Source organism: Arthrobacter sp. C9C5, from assembly GCF_013359735.1.
Lineage (GTDB): Bacteria > Actinomycetota > Actinomycetes > Actinomycetales > Micrococcaceae > Arthrobacter.
Genome location: NZ_JABFMX010000004.1, coordinates 123,141 through 144,812, shown reverse-complemented (window position 1 = coordinate 144,812; position 21,672 = coordinate 123,141). Strand labels below are relative to the sequence as shown.

General features: G+C 68.9%; 16 protein-coding genes. 6 read left to right on the top strand and 10 right to left on the bottom strand.

Features of this window, described 5'->3' with window-relative positions; genetic code table 11:
- Positions 1 to 42: 42 nt before the first annotated feature.
- Positions 43 to 426 carry a VOC family protein gene (locus HNO80_RS04625; protein ID WP_175321667.1) on the bottom strand — a complete coding sequence of 128 codons (384 nt, stop codon included), beginning with the start codon at positions 424 to 426 and terminating at the stop codon, positions 43 to 45.
- 64 nt (positions 427 to 490) lie between these two features.
- On the opposite strand from HNO80_RS04625, the gene HNO80_RS04620 reads away from it, so the two are divergent.
- Positions 491 to 1,009: a DinB family protein gene (locus HNO80_RS04620; RefSeq protein WP_175321666.1), complete on the top strand. Its 519-nt coding sequence runs from the start codon at positions 491 to 493 to the stop codon at positions 1,007 to 1,009.
- A gap of 44 nt (positions 1,010 to 1,053) precedes the next feature.
- Here HNO80_RS04620 and HNO80_RS04615 read toward each other — a convergent pair whose 3' ends face one another.
- Genes HNO80_RS04615 through HNO80_RS04600 form a run of 4 tightly spaced genes read right to left on the bottom strand, consistent with a single transcriptional unit; the run spans position 1,054 to position 8,223 of the window.
- Positions 1,054 to 2,043 carry a GNAT family N-acetyltransferase gene (locus tag HNO80_RS04615; protein WP_175321665.1) on the bottom strand — a complete coding sequence of 330 codons (990 nt, stop codon included), beginning with the start codon at positions 2,041 to 2,043 and terminating at the stop codon, positions 1,054 to 1,056.
- 21 nt (positions 2,044 to 2,064) lie between these two features.
- Positions 2,065 to 5,535 (bottom strand): thiol reductant ABC exporter subunit CydD, encoded by a 3,471-nt coding sequence (gene cydD / locus HNO80_RS04610; protein ID WP_175321664.1) that lies wholly within the window; start codon positions 5,533 to 5,535, stop codon positions 2,065 to 2,067.
- A gap of 6 nt (positions 5,536 to 5,541) precedes the next feature.
- The gene (gene cydB / locus HNO80_RS04605; protein WP_175321663.1) at positions 5,542 to 6,591 is read right to left on the bottom strand and encodes a cytochrome d ubiquinol oxidase subunit II; all 1,050 of its coding nucleotides are present in this window, start codon (positions 6,589 to 6,591) and stop codon (positions 5,542 to 5,544) included.
- 33 nt (positions 6,592 to 6,624) lie between these two features.
- Positions 6,625 to 8,223 carry a cytochrome ubiquinol oxidase subunit I gene (locus HNO80_RS04600; RefSeq protein WP_175321662.1) on the bottom strand — a complete coding sequence of 533 codons (1,599 nt, stop codon included), beginning with the start codon at positions 8,221 to 8,223 and terminating at the stop codon, positions 6,625 to 6,627.
- A gap of 314 nt (positions 8,224 to 8,537) precedes the next feature.
- On the opposite strand from HNO80_RS04600, the gene HNO80_RS04595 reads away from it, so the two are divergent.
- Both HNO80_RS04595 and HNO80_RS04590 read left to right on the top strand, forming a co-directional pair.
- Entirely contained in the window at positions 8,538 to 8,924 is a 387-nt protein-coding gene (locus HNO80_RS04595; protein WP_175321661.1) for a BlaI/MecI/CopY family transcriptional regulator, read from the top strand.
- 5 nt (positions 8,925 to 8,929) lie between these two features.
- Positions 8,930 to 9,934 (top strand): M56 family metallopeptidase, encoded by a 1,005-nt coding sequence (locus HNO80_RS04590; RefSeq protein ID WP_175321660.1) that lies wholly within the window; start codon positions 8,930 to 8,932, stop codon positions 9,932 to 9,934.
- A gap of 36 nt (positions 9,935 to 9,970) precedes the next feature.
- On the opposite strand, the gene HNO80_RS04585 is transcribed toward HNO80_RS04590, so the two are convergent.
- Positions 9,971 to 12,079 (bottom strand): DNA gyrase/topoisomerase IV subunit B, encoded by a 2,109-nt coding sequence (locus tag HNO80_RS04585; RefSeq protein WP_175321659.1) that lies wholly within the window; start codon positions 12,077 to 12,079, stop codon positions 9,971 to 9,973.
- A 228-nt stretch (positions 12,080 to 12,307) separates the two neighbouring features.
- Between HNO80_RS04585 and HNO80_RS04580 the strand changes: the two genes are divergently transcribed.
- Positions 12,308 to 12,529 carry a DUF7455 domain-containing protein gene (locus tag HNO80_RS04580; protein WP_175321658.1) on the top strand — a complete coding sequence of 74 codons (222 nt, stop codon included), beginning with the start codon at positions 12,308 to 12,310 and terminating at the stop codon, positions 12,527 to 12,529.
- 203 nt (positions 12,530 to 12,732) lie between these two features.
- Here HNO80_RS04580 and HNO80_RS04575 read toward each other — a convergent pair whose 3' ends face one another.
- From HNO80_RS04575 to HNO80_RS04560, 4 genes are all read right to left on the bottom strand, one after another.
- Positions 12,733 to 14,067 carry an RNA polymerase sigma factor gene (locus HNO80_RS04575; RefSeq protein ID WP_175321657.1) on the bottom strand — a complete coding sequence of 445 codons (1,335 nt, stop codon included), beginning with the start codon at positions 14,065 to 14,067 and terminating at the stop codon, positions 12,733 to 12,735.
- Between the two features lie 276 nt (positions 14,068 to 14,343).
- Entirely contained in the window at positions 14,344 to 15,708 is a 1,365-nt protein-coding gene (locus HNO80_RS04570; RefSeq protein ID WP_175321656.1) for a DUF4192 family protein, read from the bottom strand.
- Between the two features lie 66 nt (positions 15,709 to 15,774).
- Positions 15,775 to 17,106 (bottom strand): MFS transporter, encoded by a 1,332-nt coding sequence (locus HNO80_RS04565; protein ID WP_175321655.1) that lies wholly within the window; start codon positions 17,104 to 17,106, stop codon positions 15,775 to 15,777.
- Positions 17,107 to 17,140: 34 nt separating this feature from the next.
- Positions 17,141 to 18,079, bottom strand: a complete 939-nt coding sequence (locus HNO80_RS04560; protein WP_175321654.1) for a proteasome assembly chaperone family protein — start codon at positions 18,077 to 18,079, stop codon at positions 17,141 to 17,143.
- Between the two features lie 335 nt (positions 18,080 to 18,414).
- On the opposite strand from HNO80_RS04560, the gene HNO80_RS04555 reads away from it, so the two are divergent.
- Together HNO80_RS04555 and lpdA are read left to right on the top strand one after the other, a co-directional pair.
- Complete coding sequence (locus HNO80_RS04555; protein ID WP_175321653.1) at positions 18,415 to 19,941, top strand: leucyl aminopeptidase; 1,527 nt, start codon at positions 18,415 to 18,417, stop codon at positions 19,939 to 19,941.
- Positions 19,942 to 20,252: 311 nt separating this feature from the next.
- The gene (gene lpdA, locus HNO80_RS04550) at positions 20,253 to 21,638 is read left to right on the top strand and encodes a dihydrolipoyl dehydrogenase (RefSeq protein ID WP_175321652.1); all 1,386 of its coding nucleotides are present in this window, start codon (positions 20,253 to 20,255) and stop codon (positions 21,636 to 21,638) included.
- Positions 21,639 to 21,672 lie beyond the last annotated feature (34 nt).

Below are 21,672 nucleotides of genomic sequence, written 5' to 3'. Positions count from 1 at the left end.
GGCCGCCGCCTGGCGCAGCCGCCCGGGGTCAGCGCGGGGAAGCTACATCCCAGAGTTGATGTTCAGGATGTTGCCCTCGGTATCAAGGAACCACGCCGCGGTGCTCCCGTCCGGGAGGGTCGCAACGCCGTCCTCGGTTTTCAGGCCGGGGAAGTCGTAGTCCTCGAAGACGACCCCTGCCGCGCGGAGCTCGGCGACGGCGGCCGGAACATCGGGAACCATCCAACCCATCTGGGTGTTCTTGGCGGATCCGGCGTTCGGCGTTTGGTACAGCAGGAACCTGGTGCCGGCGCCGCATGTGTACTGCAGGTTGTCCTCGGCGCCCGGGTTATCCGGTTCGAGCCCGAGCTTGTCGTGGTAGAAATCGCGCGCGCGGGCGAGGTCCGCGGCCGGCAACACGGCGCCGACCGGCTGGTCTTTGAGCATGGCAATGTCCCTTTCCAGGCCCTTCCCCCGGAACGAATTTTACTCCTTCGCCTAGACTGCTCGCATGCCTATCGTGCCCGATCAAAAGGACTGGACCTGGGTGCTGTCACGGCCGTGCCCCGAGTGCGGTTTTGACATCTCCGCCTGCACCCCCGCCACGGCACCGGGACGGGTGGCCAGTATGCTGCCGCGCTGGCGCGCCGTGCTGCGGCGCCCGGACACCGCAGTGCGCCCGGATGAGGACACCTGGTCGCCCCTGGAGTACGCCTGCCACGTCCGGGACGTGTTCACGCTTTTCGACCACCGCCTCGACCTCATGCTCACCGAGGATGACGCCCACTTCGAGGACTGGGACCAGGACCGGACCGCGGTCGAGCAGGACTACGCCGGCTCCGATCCGGCCGAGGTGAGCGCCGCCCTGACGGCGGAGGGCGAGCAGATCGCTGCGTCCTTCGGCCGCGTTCCGGAGCGGGACTGGTACCGCAAGGGCACCCGCAGCAACGGCTCGGAATTCACGGTGCTGACGTTCGCGCAGTACTTCCTGCACGACGTCGTGCACCACCTCCACGATGTGGATGGATAGCCTGTGGATGGATAGCCTGTGGACAGGTACTGCAGCGTGAATGGCTACAGCTCCTTGTCCCAGGCCATGCTGCGGTTGACCGCGACGTACCCCATCTTCGTGTAGAGCGCCAGCGCCCCGGTGGGGTTCTCCGCGTCGACGTCGAGCGAGGCCTTGTCCATTCCTGCTGCGGCGAAGCGGCGCATGGCGTCAGCCAGCAAGGCCTGGGCAATCCCCCGGCCCCGGAACTCCCGGCGCACCCCAAGCAGGTCCGTGTAGCCCTCCTTGAAGCCCCGGTCCGCAGCGCTGTCGGCGTCGTGGCTGGCGATCTGGTAGCCGGCCACGCGGCCGCTGGCCCTCTCGACGACGACGCCGCTCAGGTCGGGCCGCGCCTGCGGATCGTTCACCACGAATCCCCAGGCCTCCTCGTCGCGGGGCTCGCTGCCCCAGTGGTCCCGGAAGGCCTCGTTGTGGGCCAGCCGCACGGCCTCATGCAGGCCGGGCCCGAAGTCGACGAGTTCCAGCCCGTCGTCGAGCTCCGGCTCCGGGAAGGCCGCATCCAGCGGCCGGTGCATCTCGTTGTAGTAGCGGACAATGCGGTAGCCGCGGCGCTCGAAGAGCTGTGCCTGATGGGTGTGCTGTTGTTCCATGTAGAGGCGCAGTCTCGGGCCGGCGGTGCCGGCATCCTCGGCAAACCGCTGCAGCGTCCGGGCCTCCAGCCAGCCCAGGAGCCCGGTTCCGATCCCGTTGCCCTGCCACTCGGGGTCCACGCAGCCGAAGCCGACGGCTTTGTCTCCGTCCGGGTTTTTCGTCAGCCTGGCATAGGCCCGCGCGACTTCCCGGTCGTCGAAGCCGAGGATGCTGTTGGCGGCCACCGGGTTTGTCCGGGACTCCAGGATCTGGGCCAGGTCCTCGCGCCGCTCAAACCAGACAGGCCGCTCGACGGCGGCAGTACGGGCAATCAGGGCGGCCCAGTCGTCCAGCTCGGCGGTGCCCGCCGGCCGCCACCTAAGTCGGGGGTCCGGGCTGGCCTGCGGGGCGGTGCGTCCGGTCATGGCTACAGGCTAACGGCGGCCCTACCCCCGCGCCAGCACCGGCTCCGTCTGTGGCGTCCCCGCCCGGTCGAGGTCCAGCCGGTTATCTTCCGGGCCGATGTCCTCCGGGTTGTGCGTCACCAGGACCACCGTGCGGGCCGCCAGCCCGCTCCGGAGTTCGGCCAGCATTTCCCGGCCCGCCTCCGCGTCCAGGTGCGCCGTGGGCTCGTCGAGCAGGATCACGTCGGCGCCGGTCAGCAGCGTCCGGGCCACCGCCAGGCGCTGGCGCTCCCCGCCGCTGAGGAACGTGCCGCCGGGCCCGATGGGGGTGTCCAGGCCACGGTCCAGCCGCGTCAGCAAGGGATCCAGGCCAACGGCGGACAGCGCAGCGGTTAGTTGCCGGTCAAGCCCCGCGGCCGCATCGGTTCCTCCGTCCGTAGGACGATCGCCCTCGGGCAGCCCCAGCATCAGGTTGCCGCGGATAGTCGAGTCGAAGAGGTGCGCCTCCTGCGGGCACCAGGCCGCGCGTCCGGTCAGGAAGAGCTGGCCGTCCGCTGCCGGAAGGAAGCCAAGCATGACGGCCAGCAGGGTGGACTTCCCGGAACCGGAGGCGCCGGTCACGGCGAGCCAGCGGCCCGGTTCGGCACTGGCGGTCAGCCCGGTGAAGACCTCCGTGCCGCCCGGCCACGCCGCCGCCAAGTGATCGAGTTCCAGGCCGGGACGTCCGCCGGGCCGCTCCGCCACCGGCACTGGTCCGCCGGATTCTTCGCGCTCCTCCGCGTCCAGGACGCCGGAGCCGCCGATGCGCCGCAGCACCGAGCGCAGCGCCGGATACTGCCGCACCGCCGTCGTGATCGCCGAGTACGGTTCCACGAGGGCAAGCTGCAGCAGCACGACGACGGCGACGGTCGCCGGCTCGACGGCGCCGCTGAGGGCAAGCGGGGCGGCCAGGACCGCGCTGGCCAGCGCGGCGGCCCCGCAGGCCAGCACGGTAAGCGCCTGCCCGAGCCCCTCGGCCAGGGCCGAACGCTGCGACGCGGCAGTCGCCGCCCGGTCGGCCCGGTGGATATCGGCAAGGACCGGGGCACCCACACCGTTGGCATGGAGTTCGGCGCGGGCATCCAGCGCCGCGGCCACCCGCCGCAGCACGCCGGACCGCAGCTGCTGCTCGGTTCCGGCGGACATCCGGTCCGCAAGCAGTGCCAGGGCCGGCGCGGCCGCGAGACTGATCGCGGCGGCGGCAATCACGGCCGGCAGCGCTGCCGGGAGCAGCAGCCCGACGCCCGTGACCGCGGCCACGCCCACGGCCACGGCGGTCAGCGGCGGCAGCACGACGCGCGGCAGCAGTTCGCGGACGGTGTCGACGTCGTCCACCACGGCGCCCAGTACGTTGCCGCCCTGGAGGAGCCGCCGCAGCGACAATGCCCGCCGGCTCAGCGACTCCCAAAGCCGGCCGCGGAGCTGCGTCAGCGCGGTGAAGATGGCGTCGTGCAGGAGCAGGCGTTCGGTGTACCGCAGGGCGGCGCGGCCGACGCCAAAGAAGCGCACCCCCACGATTGCGGTGAGCAGGTACAGGATAGGCGGCTGCTCGCTGGCCCGGATGATGAGCCAGCCGGAGAGCCCGGACAGGGCGACGGCGAACAGCGCGGCCAGGATCCCGACCATGCCGGCCGCGGCAAACTTCGCGGCCACCGGGGCAAGCAGCCGGCGCAGCTGGGCGGCAGAAGTTCCAAACCGCCCAGTTCCGGCGGCTGAAGTTACGGCCCCGGCAGGAGCGCCCGCGGCGTCGAGGCCGGCCACGTCGGCTGATGCCGGCGGGAAGTCTTGCCCGTCCGGGGTGCGGTGTCCGCTAGCCGAAGACGGCGCGACGGCCGCGGCGAGGGTGCCGTCGGCACGTCCCCCGACGGTCACCAGCCGGTCCGCGAGTTCGCGGGTCTGCCGGTCGTGGGCCACCAGCAGCACCGTGGCACTTCCTCGCAGTCCGGAAATGGTCCGGCTGACCGCGTCGGCGGACGCCCGGTCCAGGTGCGCGGTGGGCTCGTCCAGCAGCAGCACCGTGGCGCCGGCCGCGATCCGGGCCAGCCCGCGGGCCACGGCCACCCGGCGCAGCTCCCCCGGGCTGAGCTCGGCGGGATGCTTCGCGGCGAGGTGTTCGGCGGCGCAGGCGGCGAGGCACCGCCTGGCTTCGGCAGTGGCTTCGGCATCAACCTGCGCCGGGGACCGGTCGGGGGCGGCACCGAGGTAAAGCATGACCTCCGCCAGCACCGTGGGTTCCACCATCACGGGGTGTTGCGGCACCCAGGCGAGGTCCGCCGTCGCGAACCCCTCCAGCCGTCCGGTGACCTCAGCCCCGGTACCGGAGCCGATGGTGCCGGCCAGGACGCCCAGGACGGTGCTCTTACCGGCCCCGCTGCGGCCGTCGAGGGCGGTGATCTCGCCGGGGGCGGCGGTGAAGCTCAGCGGTCCGACGGCGGCCTCCGCGCGGCCGGCGTAGCGCACGGTCAGCTCCCGGACCGTGACGGCCGGCGGGACGGGAGTGCCGCCGTCCCGGCGGACCGGAGTCGGGACGAGCGCTGCGGCCTGGACGGCGTCGAGGACCTCCGTGGTGTCGGCGAGCGCCGCACGTCCTTCGTCGCTGGCGTGGTGGGCGGTGCCGAGTTCGCGCAGCGGAAGATAGCAGTCGGGGGCCAGGATCAGGGCCAGCAACCCCGCCTCAAGCGCCATGTCCCCGTGCACCAGCCGGACACCGATGAAGACGGCCACCACGGCGACGGAGATCGTGGCGATGAGCTCCAGCGCCAGGGCGGAGAGGAAGGCGGTGCGCAGGGTCCCCATGGTCTTGGAGCGGTATTCCTCCGAGATGTCCTCGAGGGCCTTGCGCTGGGCGGCAGCACGGCCCAGGCCCACCAGCACGGGCAGGCCCTTGGCGAGCTCCAGCATGTGCCCGGAGAGCCGGGCCAGGGCCGACTGCGCTTCCCTGACCCGGTCCTCGGTGTAACGGCCGATCAGGATCATGAACAGCGGCACGAGCGGGACGGTCAGGACGATCACCACGGCGCTGATCCAATCCGCGAAGAGGATCCGCGCCCCAAGCAGCAGCGGGATCGCGGCACAGTTAACCAGGGCCGGCAGGAACTGGGTGTAGTAGTTATCCAGGGCATCCAGCCCACGCGTCGCCAGCACCGCGAGTCCGCCGTCGGCCGGACCGGCGGTGCGGGTCCCGGTGTGCAGGGTCCGTTCCAGCAGCCGTGCGCGCAGTTCCTCCTTGACGCCCAGCGCGGCGCGGCGGGCTGCCACCGCCTGGGCCCACACGGTGAGCGAGCGCAGTACCACCCCGGCCAGTCCCCAGCCGAGCTGTTCGGCCCAGACGGGGTTGTGCGCCATCAGGCCGGCCAGCATGGCGGCGACCGCCTGCCCAATCAGCACGAGGGACAGCGCTTTGAGGGCAGCCAGCAGCCCCAGCAGGTAGAGCGCGGAACGGGTGGCGGGGCCTGCGGGGAACTGCGGTCTCATCGGCGGCTAGTCCTTCGGCGCCAGGGCCTTGGCGGCGATCGCGGGCAGGAAACTGTGCGCTTCCGGAATGTGGTCGGCGCTCACCCGGCGCCGGAACACCCAGTAGGTCCAGGCCTGGTAGGCGAGGACGAGCGGCAGCCCGATGCAAGCCACGATGGTCATCAGGCCCAGGGTGTAGTCCGAGGACGAGGCGTTGGCGACCGTCAGGCTGAAGTCCGGGTTGAGGGTCGAGGGCAGCACCACCGGGAAGGCCGCGCCGAAAATCGAGGCGCTGCCGAGCAGCAGGAAGACGCCCAGCGACAGGAAGGCCCTGCCTTCCGCGCCGCCACGGGCGAAGTTCCAGGCCAGGCCGGCCGCCACGACGGCGGCGACGACGGCGGCCACGGTCCAGGCCTTGCCGCTTTGCAGCTGCAGCACGATCGCCCAGCCGGCGATCGGCAGGAGCAGCACCGGCAGCAGCCGGACGAACCACTGCCGTGCGCGGTGCCGGACGTCGCCGTCGGTCTTCAACGCCAGGAACGCCAGCGCGTGCAGCAGCGAGAAACCGACGACGGCGAGGCCGCCCAGCACCGCGTAGGCGCTGAACCAGGCAAACGGGCCGCCCTCGCGGTCACCGTTGGCGTTCAGCGGCAGCCCCGTGGTGGTCAGCGCCAGGGCCGCGCCGACCCCGAATGCGGCGACCAGGGAACCCAGCACGATCGCCCAGTCCCAGCGCGCACGCCACTGCGGGGTGTCTACCTTGCCGCGGTATTCGAAGGCCACAGCGCGGAAGATCAGCGCCACCAGGACCAGCAGCAGCGGCAGGTACAGGGCGGAGAACAGCGAGGCGTACCAGAGCGGGAAGGCCGCGAACGTGGCGCCGCCGGCGGTGAGCAGCCACACCTCGTTGCCGTCCCAGACCGGGCCGATGGTGTTGAGCAGCACCCGACGTTCGGTGTTGTTCCGGGCGAAGCCCTTCATAAGCATGCCGACGCCAAGGTCAAAGCCCTCCAGGAAGAGATAGCCCGTCCACAGCACCGCGATGGCAATGAACCAAATGGTGGGTAGCAGTTCCATGCTGAATTTCCTCTGCTTCTTGTTCGGGGGCCGTTAGTAGGCGAAGGCCAGGACGTCGTCGGCCCCGCGCTTGCCGGGGGCGCCCCCGGGCGGGGTCTGGTCCTCGTTTTCGTCCGCCGGGGCGTGGGCCAGTTCGGGCATCGCGGAGACCACGCCGCCGCGGATGTACTTCACCAGCAGCTTCACCTCCACCACCAGCAGCACCGCGTACACGGCGGTCAGCACCACCAGGGAGGTCAGCAGCTCCCCGGCGGAGACGCCCGGGGACACCGCCGCGGCGGTGAACATGAAGACCTGGTCGATCCCGCTGGGATCCGGGTTGGGGGCAACCACGAAGGGCTGCCGGCCCATTTCGGTGAAGATCCAGCCGGCGGCGTTTGCGCCGAAGGGGGCCAGGATGCCGAATACGGCGAGCCGCATCAGGCCGCGGGAGGCCGGGACCGTTCCCTTGCGGGTGATCCAGAGCGCCACGAGGGCGGCGAGGGCCGCGACGCCGCCGAAGCCGATCATCATCCGGAAGCCCCAGTAGGTGACTTCCATGACCGGGACGTACTGGATTTCCTGGCCGGCGCGGTCCCCGTAGATCGGGTTGTCCGGCAGGTGCGTGCCGTAGTCGGCCTTGTACTTCTCCAGCAGGCTGTTGACGCCCTTGACCTCGGTGGTGAAGTCGCCCTTGGCCAGGAAGGACAGGATGCCGGGGACTTCGATCACGGCGACGACGTCGTCGCAGTTCTTGGAGCCGACGTTGCCCACGCTCAGGATGGAGAAGCCGGTGCCGTCGTGGCAGGCGGCCTCGGCCGCGGCCATCTTCATGGGCTGCTGCTCAAACATGAGCTTGCCCTGCAGGTCGCCCGTGATGGCGGTGCCGGCGAAGGAGATCATCGCGACGACGGCGCCGATCCGCAGCGAGCGGATCCAGACGGCGTGGTCCGCACGGTCCCGGCCCGGAATCTCCGACTCCCCGGGGATCACCTTGCCGTCGGCACCCACCGTGTCGATGCCGTCGTGGCGTCGGCGCCACAGGTGGTACCAGGCGATGCCGAGGAGGAAAGCCCCGGCGACGGCGAGGGCGCCGAAGAGGGTGTGCGGTACGGCCACGAGCGCCGTGTTGTTGGTGAAGACGGCCCAGGCGTCGGTCATCACCGGACGCCCGTCAATCATCTCGACGCCCACCGGGTGCTGCATCCAACTGTTGGCCACAATGATGAAGTAGGCGGAGAAGACCGAGCCGATGACGGCGATCCAGAGGCAGGCCAGGTGGACGCCGCGTTTGAGTTGCTTCCAGCCGAAGATCCAGAGGCCCAGGAAGGTGGATTCCACGAAGAAGGCCAGCAGCGCCTCCATGGCGAGCGGCGCGCCGAAGACATCTCCGACGAAGCGGCTGTACTCGCTCCACGCCATGCCGAACTGGAACTCCTGCACGATGCCGGTTGCCACGCCCATGATGAAGTTGATCAGGAAGAGCTTGCCCCAGAACTTGGTCATCCGGAGGTACTCGGGCCGGCCGGTGCGGTACCAGAGAGTCTGGATCACCGCCACTACCAGCCCCAGGCCGATCGTGAGCGGAACCATCATGAAGTGGTAGACGGTGGTGATGCCGAATTGCCAGCGTGCGATTTCCAAGGCGTCCAAGGCAGTCCCTTTGGCTAGGTTCCCGAGAGATTTCTACGTTGTGTAGAACTAATACTTCTACAGAGTGTAGAACAAGTTCACACCCTCCCGCACCCCAGCGTGGCACGGCGCGCCCTGCCCCGCAATGGATCGGCGCAGGGCGGCCGGGCGCCGGGCCGCCCCGCCCCGGCGCCGCAGGCGACACGCCGCGGCGGCCCTGTTCTACCTCATGTAGAAACTGGGAGCAAAACGCGGTAAATTTAACGTTGAAGTATCCGGCAAACCACCCGGGGCGGGACCACCGCCCAAGGCGGCACTCAAGAAGGACGTACGGAATGGCAAGTCTCGGCGAACTGGAACGGGCAGTGATGGACCTGCTCTGGGCAGGCCAGGAGGCTGCGACCGCGAACACCCTGCGGGACCTGCTCGCGCAGAGCACGAAGGCGGCGGGCGGCTCTGCCGGCCACGAGGGCAAGGACCTGGCCGTCACCACCGTGTTGACCGTCCTGTCCCGGCTTGAGCGCAAGGGCCTGGTGGAGCGGGAACGCGGCACCCGCCCGCACCGCTACCAGGCCGTCTCCAGCCGCGCGGACCACACCGCCGAACTGATGCACGAGGTGCTCGGCTCCGCCCCCGACCGGGAGGCCGTGCTGGCCCGCTTCATTGGTTCCGTGTCCGCGACCGAAGCTGAAACGCTGCGCAAACTGCTGGACCACAGCTAACACCGGTGTTCTGGACCTCATACTTTCTGGCGGTCCTGGCGATAGTTCTGGCGTGGCCGGTACCTATCCTGCTTTCGCGTGCCCAGTGGCCGGCCCGCTCCCCTTTCACCGCCATGCTGCTCTGGCAGGCAATCGCCCTCGCGGGCGGGCTGTCCATGATCGGCGCCATGCTCGTCTACGGCCTGGAGCCGGTCGGGGACAACCTCCTGGCCGGCCTCCGCTCGCTGGCCGGCATGGTCCTGCGCAACGAGCCGACCACGGCGCTGGGCTTCTGGCATATCTTCGCCCTCTCGGCCGCGGCCCTATTGAGCGCGCACCTGGTCTTCACCCTGCTGCTCACCTATTACAAGATCCAGCGCCAGCGGCGGCGGCACCGCGAGCTGCTCGCGCTGCTCGCCTCCCCCTCGGCCGACGGCGCCCGGACCATGGTGATCAGCCATGACTCCCCCGTGGCCTATTGCCTGCCTGGCGGCGCCCGCTCCGTCACGGTGCTCTCCGACGGACTGATGGCGGCCCTGGAACCGGATGAACTGCGTGCGGTCCTGATCCACGAGAACGCCCACCTGAGCCAGCGCCACCACCTGCTGCTGTGGGCGTTCGCGGCCTGGCGGCAGGCTCTGCCCTGGCTGCCGACCACCCGCCTCGCGCAGGAGGCCGTGAACTCGCTGATCGAGATGCTCGCCGACGACGTGGCCCTGAAAACCGAAAGCAAAGCCACCCTGATCAAGGCGATCGCGATCGTGGCGAGCGGTTCCGCCGGTCTTTCTGATGCCGCGGCGGCGCCGGCGGCCCGGATGGGGTTCGGCGACGCCGGCACGGAGGCCGACGCCGGCCAGCCCGGCGCCACCGGAGGCGCCGGTTCGGCGATGACCACCGCTTCCCGCGTCAGCCGGCTGCTCTCGCCCCAGCCGCCGCTGCCGGAGGCGTTGCGCCTCGGCGTGTTGGGCGCCTGCCTGCTGCTGCTGGCGCTGCCCACGGCGCTGCTGATCGTGCCGGGCCTGCTCGGCTGACCCGGTTTCCCGGCGCGCGGGACGGGCTGCGCCCGCTCAGGCGTCGATGCGTTCGCGGTCCAGGCTCGCCGCCCCGGCGATGATGAAGTCCTTGCGCGGCGCCACGTCGGAGCCCATCAGCAGGTCGAAGGTCTCCTCGGCCTGCTTCGCGTTTTCGATCCCGACCTTGCGCAGGGTTCGGTGCCGCGGGTCCATCGTGGTCTCCGCGAGCTGCTCGGCGTCCATTTCGCCGAGACCCTTGTAGCGCTGGATCGGTTCCTTGTAGCGCTTGCCTTCCTTGGCGAGGCGGGCGAGCAGGACGTGCAGTTCCGCCTCCGAGTACGTATAGATCATCTCGTTGGCCTTCTGCCCGGCGTTGATGACCTCCACCCGGTGCAGCGGCGGGACGGCGGCGAAGACGCGGCCCTCGTCGATCATCGGGCGCATGTAGCGGAAGAACAGCGTCAGCAGCAGGGTCCGGATGTGGGCGCCGTCGACGTCGGCGTCCGTCATCAGGATGACCTTGCCGTAACGCGCGGCGCCGATGTCGAAGCTGCGGCCGGAACCGGCGCCGACCACCTGGATCAGGGCGGCGCATTCGGCGTTGGAGAGCATGTCCCCCACCGAGGCCTTCTGCACGTTCAGGATCTTGCCGCGGATCGGCAGCAGCGCTTGGAAGTCCGAGGAGCGCGCCAGCTTGGCAGTGCCGAGGGCGGAGTCACCTTCGACGATGAACAGCTCGGAGCGTCCGACGTCGTCTGTCCGGCAGTCCGCCAGCTTGGTGGGCATCGAGGAGGTCTCCAGGGCGTTCTTGCGCCGCTGGGTCTCCTTGTGGACGCGGGCCGAGATGCGCGACTTCATCTCGCTGACGACCTTTTCCAGCAGCAGCGCGGACTGGGCCTTGTCGTTGCGGTTGGACGAGGTGAGCTTCGCGTTGATCTCCTGCTCCACCACCTTGGCCACGATGGCGCGGACGGCAGAGGTGCCCAGGATTTCCTTGGTCTGGCCCTCGAACTGCGGCTCGGCGAGGCGGACCGTCAGCACGGCCGTGAGCCCGGCGAAGATGTCGTCCTTTTCGATCTTGTCGTTGCCGGCCTTGAGCTTGCGGGCGTTGGTTTCCACGGCCTTGCGGAACGTCTTGAGCAGGGCTTGTTCGAAGCCGGACTGGTGCGTTCCGCCCTTGGGGGTGGAGATGATGTTCACGAAGCTGCGCACGGTGCTGTCGTAGCCGATGCCCCAGCGCAGGGCGACGTCCACCTCGCAGTCACGCTCCACTTCGGCCAGCTGGCTGTGGCCGCGCTCGTCCAGGACGGGGACCGTTTCCTTGAACTTGCCGGCGCCGTGCAGGCGCCAGACGTCGGTGACGGCCGGATCGGCGGCGAGGAACTCGACGAACTCGGAGAGGCCGCCGTCGTGGTGGAAGATCTCCTCGTGCGGGCCGGACTCGCCCAGGGTGCCGGCGACCCTGCGTTCGTCCCGGACCGTGAGCTTCAGCCCGGGCACCAGGAAGGACGTCTGCCGGGCGCGGGCGGCGAGCTCGTCATAGGAGAACTTCGCGTCCGGGGTGAAGATCTGGCGGTCGGCCCAGTAGCGGATCCGGGTGCCGGTGACGCCGCGCTTGGCCTTGCCGACGACGTCGAGGACGGAGCCGTCGACGAAGGGTTCGAACACGGCGGTCGGATCCGGTTTGGTGCCCGGGTCCTTGAACCGGCCCGGCTCGCCGCGGCGGAAGGACATCTTGTAGGTCTTGCCGCCGCGGTCCACCTCGACGTCCAGGCGGGAGGACAGGGCGTTCACGACCGAGGCGCCGACGCCGTGCAGGCCGCCCGAGGCCGTGTAGGAACCGCCGCCGAACTTGCCGCCGGCGTGCAGTTTGGTGAAGACCACCTCGACGCCGGTGAGCCCGGTCTTGGGTTCGACGTCGATCGGGATGCCGCGGCCGTCGTCGTGGATCTCCACCGAGTTGTCGGCGTGCAGGATGATCTTGATGTCGTGGCCGAAGCCGGCCAGGGCCTCGTCAACGGAGTTGTCGATGATCTCCCAGAGGCAGTGCATGAGGCCGCGGGAGTCCGTGGAGCCGATGTACATACCCGGGCGCTTGCGGACGGCCTCGAGGCCTTCCAGCACGGACAGATGCCGGGCGGTGTAGTCAGAACTTGGTGCCACGGGTCGGGAACTCCTTCAGGGATGGAACGTAGAGACGCTCTTCCTAGATTAGTCGGCCTGGCGCCGGAGTCCGGGTTGCCACTCCCCCGACGGGGCAACACAGCGGATAAGACCCTGGCCGCCGTTATTGAGCCGTGATACGCGGACAGCGAAAGTGGCCCATCCTTGCCATGGAATGGCAGCGAATGCTGGTTATATAGATGTATCGATCTACTAAGGAGGCCGAACATGACAACAGCAGTTGCGGACCGCACACTCACCACCGTTGACCGGTGCGACCGTTGCGGAGCTCAGGCATACGTCCGGGTTGTTCTCGGAGCCTCCGGCGGTGAACTGCTTTTCTGCGCTCACCACGCACGCGCCGTAGAACCGAACCTTCGTCCGCTCAGTTCCGACTGGCACGACGAGACGGGCCGCCTCCACGAGAAGGCACCGGTTCCGGTCGACTAGACGTCCCACAGGATCTCGGTTGAGATCCGCCCGAAGGACCCCTCCCATGCGGAGGGGTCCTTCTGCTTTACGTCCTGGACGGGGACCAAGGTCCAATCCCCCCGTTTAAGCAGGAAACGCGGGGCCACGTCCCGCCCGTGATCCGTAGATCAAAGGCGGCGCGTGGCCCCGCGTTACCGGAACCGGCGTTTACTCCGGGCCGCTTAGTCCAGGTAGTCGCGCAGGACCTGCGAGCGGGAGGGGTGGCGCAGCTTGGACATCGTCTTCGATTCGATCTGGCGGATGCGTTCGCGCGTCACGCCGTAGACCTTTCCGATTTCGTCTAAAGTCTTCGGCTGTCCGTCGGTCAGCCCGAAGCGCATCGCCACGACCCCGGCCTCACGCTCGGAGAGGGTGTCCAGAACCGAGTGCAGCTGTTCCTGCAGCAGGGTGAAGCTGACGGCGTCGGCCGGAACCACCGCTTCGGAGTCCTCGATCAGGTCGCCGAATTCGGAGTCGCCGTCCTCGCCAAGCGGGGTGTGCAGCGAGATCGGTTCGCGGCCGTACTTCTGGACTTCGACGACCTTTTCGGGGGTCATGTCCAGCTCGAGGGCCAACTCTTCCGGGGTGGGTTCCCGGCCGAGGTCCTGCAGCATCTGGCGCTGGACGCGGGCCAGCTTGTTGATGACTTCCACCATGTGCACCGGGATGCGGATGGTGCGGGCCTGGTCGGCCATGGCGCGGGTGATCGCCTGGCGGATCCACCAGGTGGCGTAGGTGGAGAACTTGAAGCCCTTGGTGTAGTCGAACTTCTCGACCGCACGGATCAGGCCCAGGTTGCCTTCCTGGATCAGGTCCAGGAAGAGCATGCCGCGGCCGGTGTAGCGCTTGGCCAGCGAGACCACGAGGCGGAGGTTGGCCTCCAGCAGGTGGTTCTTGGCGCGCTTGCCGTCGTGGATGACGAACTCGAGCTCGCGCTTGAGCTTGGGGTCCATGGAGCCGTCGTCCGCCGCGAGCTTCTCCTCGGCGAACAGCCCGGCCTCGATCCGCAGGGCCAGGTCGACTTCCTGCTCGGCGTTCAGCAGGGCAACCTTGCCGATCTGCTTCAGGTAGTCCTTGACCGGGTCGGCGGTGGCGCCGGCGGACATGACCTGCTGAACGGGGGCGTCATCGTCGTCGGCGTCGGAGTAGACGAAGCCGGAGCCGGTGGCGGCTACCGCCGCCTTGCCGGCTACCTCTTCGCCGTCTTCACCGAGCTCGACGGCATCTGGGGTCACTTCATCGAGGTCCTCGTCGACCTCGACGTCGTCGGAGTCCTCGTCCCGGGACTTGCTGGCGGCTTCGGCCGCGGCTTTGGCGCCGGGCTTGGGCCCGCGCTTCTTGGGCTCAGGCTTGGCGACTGCCGAGGCGGTGTCATCACCCGCTGCGGAGGCGGCGTCTTTTGCGGCCTTGTTGGCTGCACGCGTGGCGGCACGCTTTGCGTTTGCCGCCGCCTTCTTCTCCTCGGGGGACAATACGGCCTGGTCGGCGGGTTCCTTCTTCGCGGAAGACGGGGTCACAGAAAACCTTTCTAGCGGCGGTCTGTGGAATCACCATACGGGCAACACCACTATGACCCTGTCAAGTCCGTGTTTCACATCAGGCGCAATCACGTCCAGCAGAGCCACTTAGTAGAACTGCCGGGGCGACCGTAATGTTCCCTGTTTCCAAGGTTCGCTACACGCACTCGATACACGGACCCAACCGGGTCTCGCCAACCATTGTCTCACGATTTTCCGGAACGGGACCTCGGAGCGCACGCGTCAACGCAATATTGCGGCCCGGGGCGCCGGGGCTCAGGCCGCATCCGGATCGAACTTCTGCCAGGCTGCCTCCCGCCGGCGCGCCCAGCCGCACAGCGTGCCGCGGCGGCCCAGCTCGGCCAGCAGCTCCGCCAGCCGGTAGCCGGGCTGCTCCGCTCCGGCCGCGGTGAAGAGCGCATCGGCGAACGATCCCCGGCCCCGGCACCATTCGATCCAGCCCCGCGCTGTGAGGGCCGCCGCCCGGGCTTCGCCGCCGCCACAGTTGCCGAGCTGGCGGAGGACCCGGTCGAGTTCGGCCAGCCGGCCCCAGTCGGGCGCCGGCGGCGCGAGGCCAAGGAGGACGTCCCCGTAGCCCGGGGTCTCCGCAGCTGTTGCCCCGGCCGGACCGGCTTCCCCTGGAGCCCCGGCACTCTCCGCAGCCGGGAGGGCGTCGAGCTCGGGCAGCGCGGCCGGGTTGCCCGGGCCGCCGTCGAACATGCCGAACTCCTCGGCACCGGCCTCGGCGGCGTCGCGCCCGGCGGCGGCCATGACGAGGACCGCGTCGCGCCATGCCGCGACGCGCAGCGAGGCGCGCAGGTAGCCGGCGAGCCCGGCCGGCAGTGCGGCCTCGCCGGCCTGGCTGGCCTTGGTCGCCCGCGCTGACCGGTGCCCGCCGGCGTCGAACACGCGCTCCCACACATCCAGCACCGCGCCGAACTGCGCCCGGTCCCGCCACCGGCCCGAGAAGTCCCGCGCCCAGCCCTCCTCGGCTTCCAGCACGGCCGGTTCACCCTGCTCCTGCAGCGCGGCGGGCGTGGACCTCCCCGGGGCCGCGCCGACGCTGCTGCCGCGGAAGACCAGCTCCGCATTGAGCCGGCTGTTCCGGATCTCCTCGATCGGCCGGCCGGGCGGGGCGCAGCACGAAGGGTCTAGGCAGAAGGCGTTGCGCCAATACCGCTCCCCGACCAGCCAGGCGTCGCGTACCGGCAGCCCGGCTCTGCCGAGGGTGCGCTCCAGTTCGCGCAGCAGCCGGGCCAGCACGGCGGGATCCAGGGCGGAATCCACGGCGGAATCCGCACCGAGCTCCCCCTCCGCGCTGTCCGTTGCATCCCCGGCTGCATCTTCGGCTGCATCTTCGGCAACGGCTTCCACAGAGCGGCCGGTGAAAAAGGCAAGCAGCGTGCCGTCGGCCGCGTCGTCGGCCTCCAGATAGTCCCGGACCGTCAGGGCGAAGGCCGCCAGCCCGGGGCCGCGGCAGCGCGAAGCGTCCGGGAGGTCGACGCGCAGCGTGGCCCCAAGCCGTTTTCCCTGCATGGTCATGGCGACGAGGCTATTGGCCGGCCAGTAGCCCAGCGAATGCGGAATGAACCCGAGGATGTCCTCGGGGCCGGTGATTTTCAGGTGGTCGGGAGCTGTCATAAGGCCAGCTTCGCCCGCGCCCGCGGCGGCCGTCAGCCAGGGAGTTTCCTTATGTGGACAAATCCGTCAGGGCGTACGGCGGCGCTCCGCGACGAGCCGGCGCTGCTGGGCCAGGGCCTGGAGCAGCGGCGGCACGATGACGCCCTGCGCGGCCATCTGACGGCGCACCTTCCGCCGGGTGATGAGGATGGCTGCGGCGCCCACCGCCAGCAACAGGAACTGCACGCTTAGCGCGATCCGGAAAGCGCCAAGGCTGTACAGCCCGCCCGGTGAGGCCCCGGCCAGGTGCAGCGCGTCCAGGGCCAGCCCGATCAAGTAGATGGACAGCAGCGCGGCGATGAAGCCGCCAACATTCACGATTCCGGTGGCCGTCCCGATCCGGTGGGCCGGGTTGAAGGTCCGGGCGAAGTCGAAGCCAATCATCGAACCGGGGCCGCCGATGGCCAGGACCACCACCAGGCCGGCCAGCAGCCACAGCGGCGAGCGGTCAGGCTGGAGCAGCACCGCGGCCCAGGCTGCGGCGGTGGCCCCGGAGATCAGCAGCACCATGGTGGACCGGCGCAGCGGGTGGCGGGCCACGAAGCTGCCCATTAGCGGTCCGGCGGCGATCGCGGCTGCCACGTAGAGGGCCATCAGGGCTGACACGGTGCCGGCGTCCAGCCCCTGGGCCGAGATCAGGAACGGGTAGCCCCAGGTCATCGCGAAGACGGTCCCGCTGAACTGCACGGTGAAGTGGCTCCACAGCCCCAGCCGGGTGCCGGGCTGCCGCCAGGCCCGGGAGAGTGAAACGCCGGTGGCGCGCAGGCCCTGGGACGGCTCCGGCGCGGGGTGGCCGGGCGGCAGGTCCTGCAGCAGCAGCACCGTCAGCACGACGGCGAGCCCGGACATGCCGGCCAGGGTCAGGAACGCCGGGGTCCAGCCGGCCGAGTGCAGGATCATCGCGAACGGCACCACGGAAAAGAGCTGCCCGAGCTGGCCGGACATGCCGGTCAGCTGGGTCAGCAGCGGTACCCGGGACGGGGCAAACCACAGTGGGATCAGCCGGATCACGGAGATGAAGGTCATGGCATCGCCCGCGCCCACGAGCACGCGGCCCAGGACGCCGCCCGGGATGCTGTCGGCGAATGCGAGCTGGAGCTGGCCCAGGCCCATGAGCAGGGCGCCGCCGGCGATCATGGCCCGCGAGCCGAAGCGGTCCACCAGGACGCCGACCGGGATCTGCAGGCCCGCGTAGACCAGCAGCTGCAGCACGGTGAAGAAGGAGATTTCGGCGGCGCTGGCATGGAAACGGGCGGTGGCTTCCAGCCCCACGACGCCGAAGGAGGTGCGCTGGCTGACCGCCACCAGGTATGCGAAGATCCCGATGATCCAGATCAGCCAGGCGCGGGGGGAGGTCACTCCCCCATTATGCCCCGGCCGTCATAAATAGTATTTATTCGCCGGGTTCTTTACGGGCCAGGTAGGCCTCGACGGCGGCGCCCAGCGCGTCGGCGTTCGGGAGCTGGTCGTTCTCGTCAGCGAGCAGGGACCGGCGCACGGTGCCCTCTGCCTTCTCGTCGTACCGTGTCTCCAGCCGGGAGACGACCTGCTGGACCTCTTCGGAGGCGTCGATCTGCTCGGCAATTTGCCGGCCGACTTCCCGGCCCGCCTCGCGGAGGCGGTCCGTGGGAAGCATCAGCGAGGTGGCGGCGCCCAGGTACTCCAGTCCCGCGACGGCGGCCGTCGGGTATTCGGCCTCGGCCAGGTAGTGCGGGACATGGATCACGTAGCCGGCGATGTTCCGGCCCGCCTCGACGAGGCGCAGTTCAAGGATGTGGCCGACGGCGGCAGGCACCTCGACGGTGGGCTTCCAGACCGAGATTCCCTCGATCAGCTCCGGCCGGTTGCCGTGCACGGTGACTCCGACCGGCCGGGTGTGCGGCACCGGCATCGGGATGGAGTGGATCCAGGCAGCCAGGTTGACGTCCAGTTCCTCCACGATCCCCACAACGGCGCGGGCGAACCGCTCCCACTGCAGATCCGGCTCGAACCCGGCCAGCAGCAGAAAGGGGTTTCCCAGCCCGTCGACAAGCCGGTACAGGGCCAGGCGCGGTGCCTGGTAATCCTGCAGGTGGTCCTCGACGAAGCTGACCTGCGGGCGCCGGGAGCGGTAGTCGATCAGCTGGTCGGCGTCGAACTCGGCGATGAGTTCGGAGTCGAGGGTGTCGAGCAGTTCCGTGGTGATCTGGCTCACCACGTGACCGGCGTCGGCGAACCCGGTGAAGCCCATGAGCAGGTTCAGCCCGTGCAGTTCGGGGCTGCGGAACAGCGCGTCATCACGGACGTAGAGCGTTTCAGGGTCCAGCAAGGAGCCGGAAATCCGTTCCATCACGACATGTTCCTTTCGCAGTAGCAGGTGGGCGGCAGGAGCCGCCGCGGCGGACCGTCGGGTCGATGCGCAGGCAAGGCCCGCGCGCAGACGGTTCCCGAGGTGCCGATACCAGCTACAACGCGCCGTCGGCCGGGGTAATTCCTGCCGCGACTGTGTGCCAGCTCTCATTAAATTGAACTCCGGCGCCGGGGAGAGACTACGATCGGAACTGGCCTTATAGACGGCCTTGCAGACACCCGGTTGCGTGCAGTGCCGACGGTGGCTCAGGTACCCATGGCAGGGCGCCGAACATGCAGTTCCTGCCGAAAAATCACAGAGAATTGAGGACTGTCCTCGTGGTCAAGAATACCGAAGTCAAACTCAGCGCGATCGCCGGAGACTTGAAGAAGTCCCCGTCCGACGCCCTTGTCGTGGGCGTGGGACAGGGCACCGACGGCCCCGTGCTGCTGGACAACCCGCTGACAGCCAAGGCGGCCGAAGCGCTGGCCGAGTCACTGGGCGTTCTTGGCCTTACCGGTGCCGCCGACCAGGCGCACCGCCTCCCCGGCCTGCCGGAGGCGGGAGCCTCCGTCCTGGTGCTCGCCGGCGTCGGCAAAGTTTCCGCGGGCACCCCACTCTCCGAGGAGGCACTGCGCCGCGCGGCCGGCTCGGCCGTCCGCCAGCTCGCCGGCGTCGCCACCGTCACCCTTGCGCTTCCGACGCCGAACCTTGCCGCCGTCGCGGCGGTCGCCGAAGGTGCCGCGATGGGCGCCTACTCCTTCACCGAGTACCGCACCGCCAAAGACGGCCTCAAGGATCCGGTCAAGAGTGTCCGCATCCTCACCGATTTCGCCGCGGACAAGGCACTGGCGCCCGTGCTGGAGCGCGCCGCCCTGATCGGCAAGGCCGTCAACGCCACCCGCTCGCTGGTCAACCAGCCGCCGAGCCACCTCTACCCCGAAACGTTTGCCGACGCCGCCAAGGAACTGGCCAAGGGCCTGCCGGTCAAGGTGACCGTCTGGGACGAGAAGCGCCTGGAGAAGGACGGCTTCGGCGGCATCCTCGGCGTCGGCAAGGGATCCACCCGCCAGCCGCGCCTGGTCAAGGTCGAATACGCCCCCGCCAAGGCCACCGCCAAGATCGCGCTCGTGGGCAAGGGCATCACCTTCGACACCGGCGGAATCTCGCTCAAGCCGCACCTCGGCATGGGCGACATGAAGTCCGACATGGCCGGAGCCGCCGTCGTGCTGAACACCGTCCTGGCCCTCGCGGAACTGGGCTTGCCGGTCAAGGCGACCGCCTGGCTGTGCATCGCGGAGAACATGCCTTCCGGCGCCGCGCAGCGTCCCGCCGACGTGCTGACCATCTTCGGCGGCAAGACCGTCGAGGTCCTGAACACCGACGCCGAGGGCCGACTGGTCATGGCCGACGGCATCGTCGCCGCCAGCCAGGAATACCCGGACGCCATCATCGACGTCGCGACCCTCACCGGCGCCCAGTTGATCGCCCTCGGCGACCGCACCGCCGGCGTCATGGGCTCCGACTCCGTCACCGGCGCGCTCAAGGCCGCGGCGGACCGCGCCGGCGAACTCGTCTGGCCGATGCCGCTGCCCGAAGAGCTGCGCCCCAGCCTGGACTCGCAGGTCGCGGACATCGCCAACATCGGCGAACGCCACGGCGGCATGATGACGGCCGCGGTGTTCCTGCGCGAGTTCGTCGGCAAGGGCAAGGACGGCGAGCAGATCCCGTGGGCCCACATCGACATTGCCGGACCGTCCTTCAACAACGGCAGCCCCTACGGCTACAACCACAAGCAGGGCACCGGCAGCACCGTGCGCACCCTGGTGGCCTACGTCGAGGACATCCTCGCCAAAGCCGTCTGAGCGGAGCCGCCGGCGGGCGTCCGGAACCGCCGGTCTTGAAGCACTGTCCGTTCACGCGGCCTTGCGGCCACGGGGCTGATACCCCGGCCACAGGGCCGCGTGACACTGGACACAAGCGCTCCACAAACGCCATGGCAAGGTGGAGCATGTATTAGTGGTTCGCTAAGGTGAACCGTAGTTTCACAGCAATTAGCTTCATAGAAGCAATTCCAAACGAAAGGGAACCGGCCTGCTGGCATAATCACGGCAGACAGTTCCAAGACCAGATGATGCGTACTCTCGTGTCATCGTTCACGCGAGGGAGCGTTTTAGTGGCCGATCAGGCAACTGCGCAAGAATTCGACATCCTGGTACTCGGCGGCGGCAGCGGCGGCTACGCAACTGCGCTCCGCGCCGTCCAGCTTGGCCTTACCGTCGGCCTCATCGAAAAGGGAAAGCTCGGCGGCACCTGCCTGCACAACGGCTGTATCCCCACCAAGGCCCTGCTGCACTCCGCGGAACTGGCCGACCACGCCCGTGACTCCGCCAAGTACGGTGTCAACGTGACCCTGGACGGCATCGACATCAACGCTGTCAACGCCTACAAGGACGGCATCATTGCCGGCAAGTTCAAGGGCCTCCAGGGACTCATCAAGGGCAAGAAGGGCATCACCGTCATCGAGGGTGAGGGCAAGCTCCAGGGCACCGACACCGTCGTCGTGAACGGCACCGCGTACAAGGGCAAGAACATTGTCCTCGCGACCGGCTCCTACTCCCGCACGCTGCCCGGCCTCGAAATCGGCGGCAAGGTCATTACCTCGGACGAAGCCCTCACCATGGATTTCATCCCCAAGAGCGCGATCATCCTCGGCGGCGGCGTGATCGGCGTCGAGTTCGCTTCCGTGTGGAAGTCCTTCGGGGTCGACGTCACCATCGTCGAAGGCCTGCCGTCCCTCGTCCCGAACGAGGACGCGACCATCGTCAAGGCCTTTGAGCGTGCGTTCAAGAAGCGCGGCATCAAGTTCTCCACCGGCACCTTCTTCCAGGGCGTCGAGCAGAACGACGACGGCGTCAAGGTCACGCTCGTCGACGGCAAGACCTTCGAAGCGGACCTCATGCTCGTCGCCGTCGGCCGCGGCCCGGTCACGGCCAACCTCGGTTACGAAGAAGCCGGCCTGACGATCGACCGCGGCTTCGTCATCACCAACGAGCGTCTCCACACCGGTGTCGGCAACATCTACGCCGTGGGCGACATCGTCCCCGGCGTCCAGCTCGCGCACCGCGGCTACCAGCAGGGCATCTTCGTGGCCGAGGAAATCGCCGGCCTGAAGCCGGTTGTCGTCGAGGACGTCAACATCCCCAAGGTCACCTACTCCGAGCCGGAAATCGCGACCGTCGGCTACACCGAAAAGGCCGCCAAGGCCAAGTTCGGCGACGACCAGATCGAAACCCAGGAATACAACCTCGCCGGCAACGGCAAGAGCTCCATCCTGGGCACGTCCGGCCTGGTCAAGCTGGTCCGCCAGAAGGACGGCCCCGTCGTCGGCGTCCACATGATCGGCGCCCGCATGGGCGAGCAGATCGGCGAGGCCCAGCTGATCGTGAACTGGGAAGCCTACCCGGAGGACGTGGCCCAGTTGGTCCACGCCCACCCGACGCAGAACGAGTCCCTGGGCGAAGCCCACCTCGCCCTCGCCGGCAAGCCCCTGCACGGCTAACAGTTCCGCCCGCAGCACCGCAAGAACTCCGTGT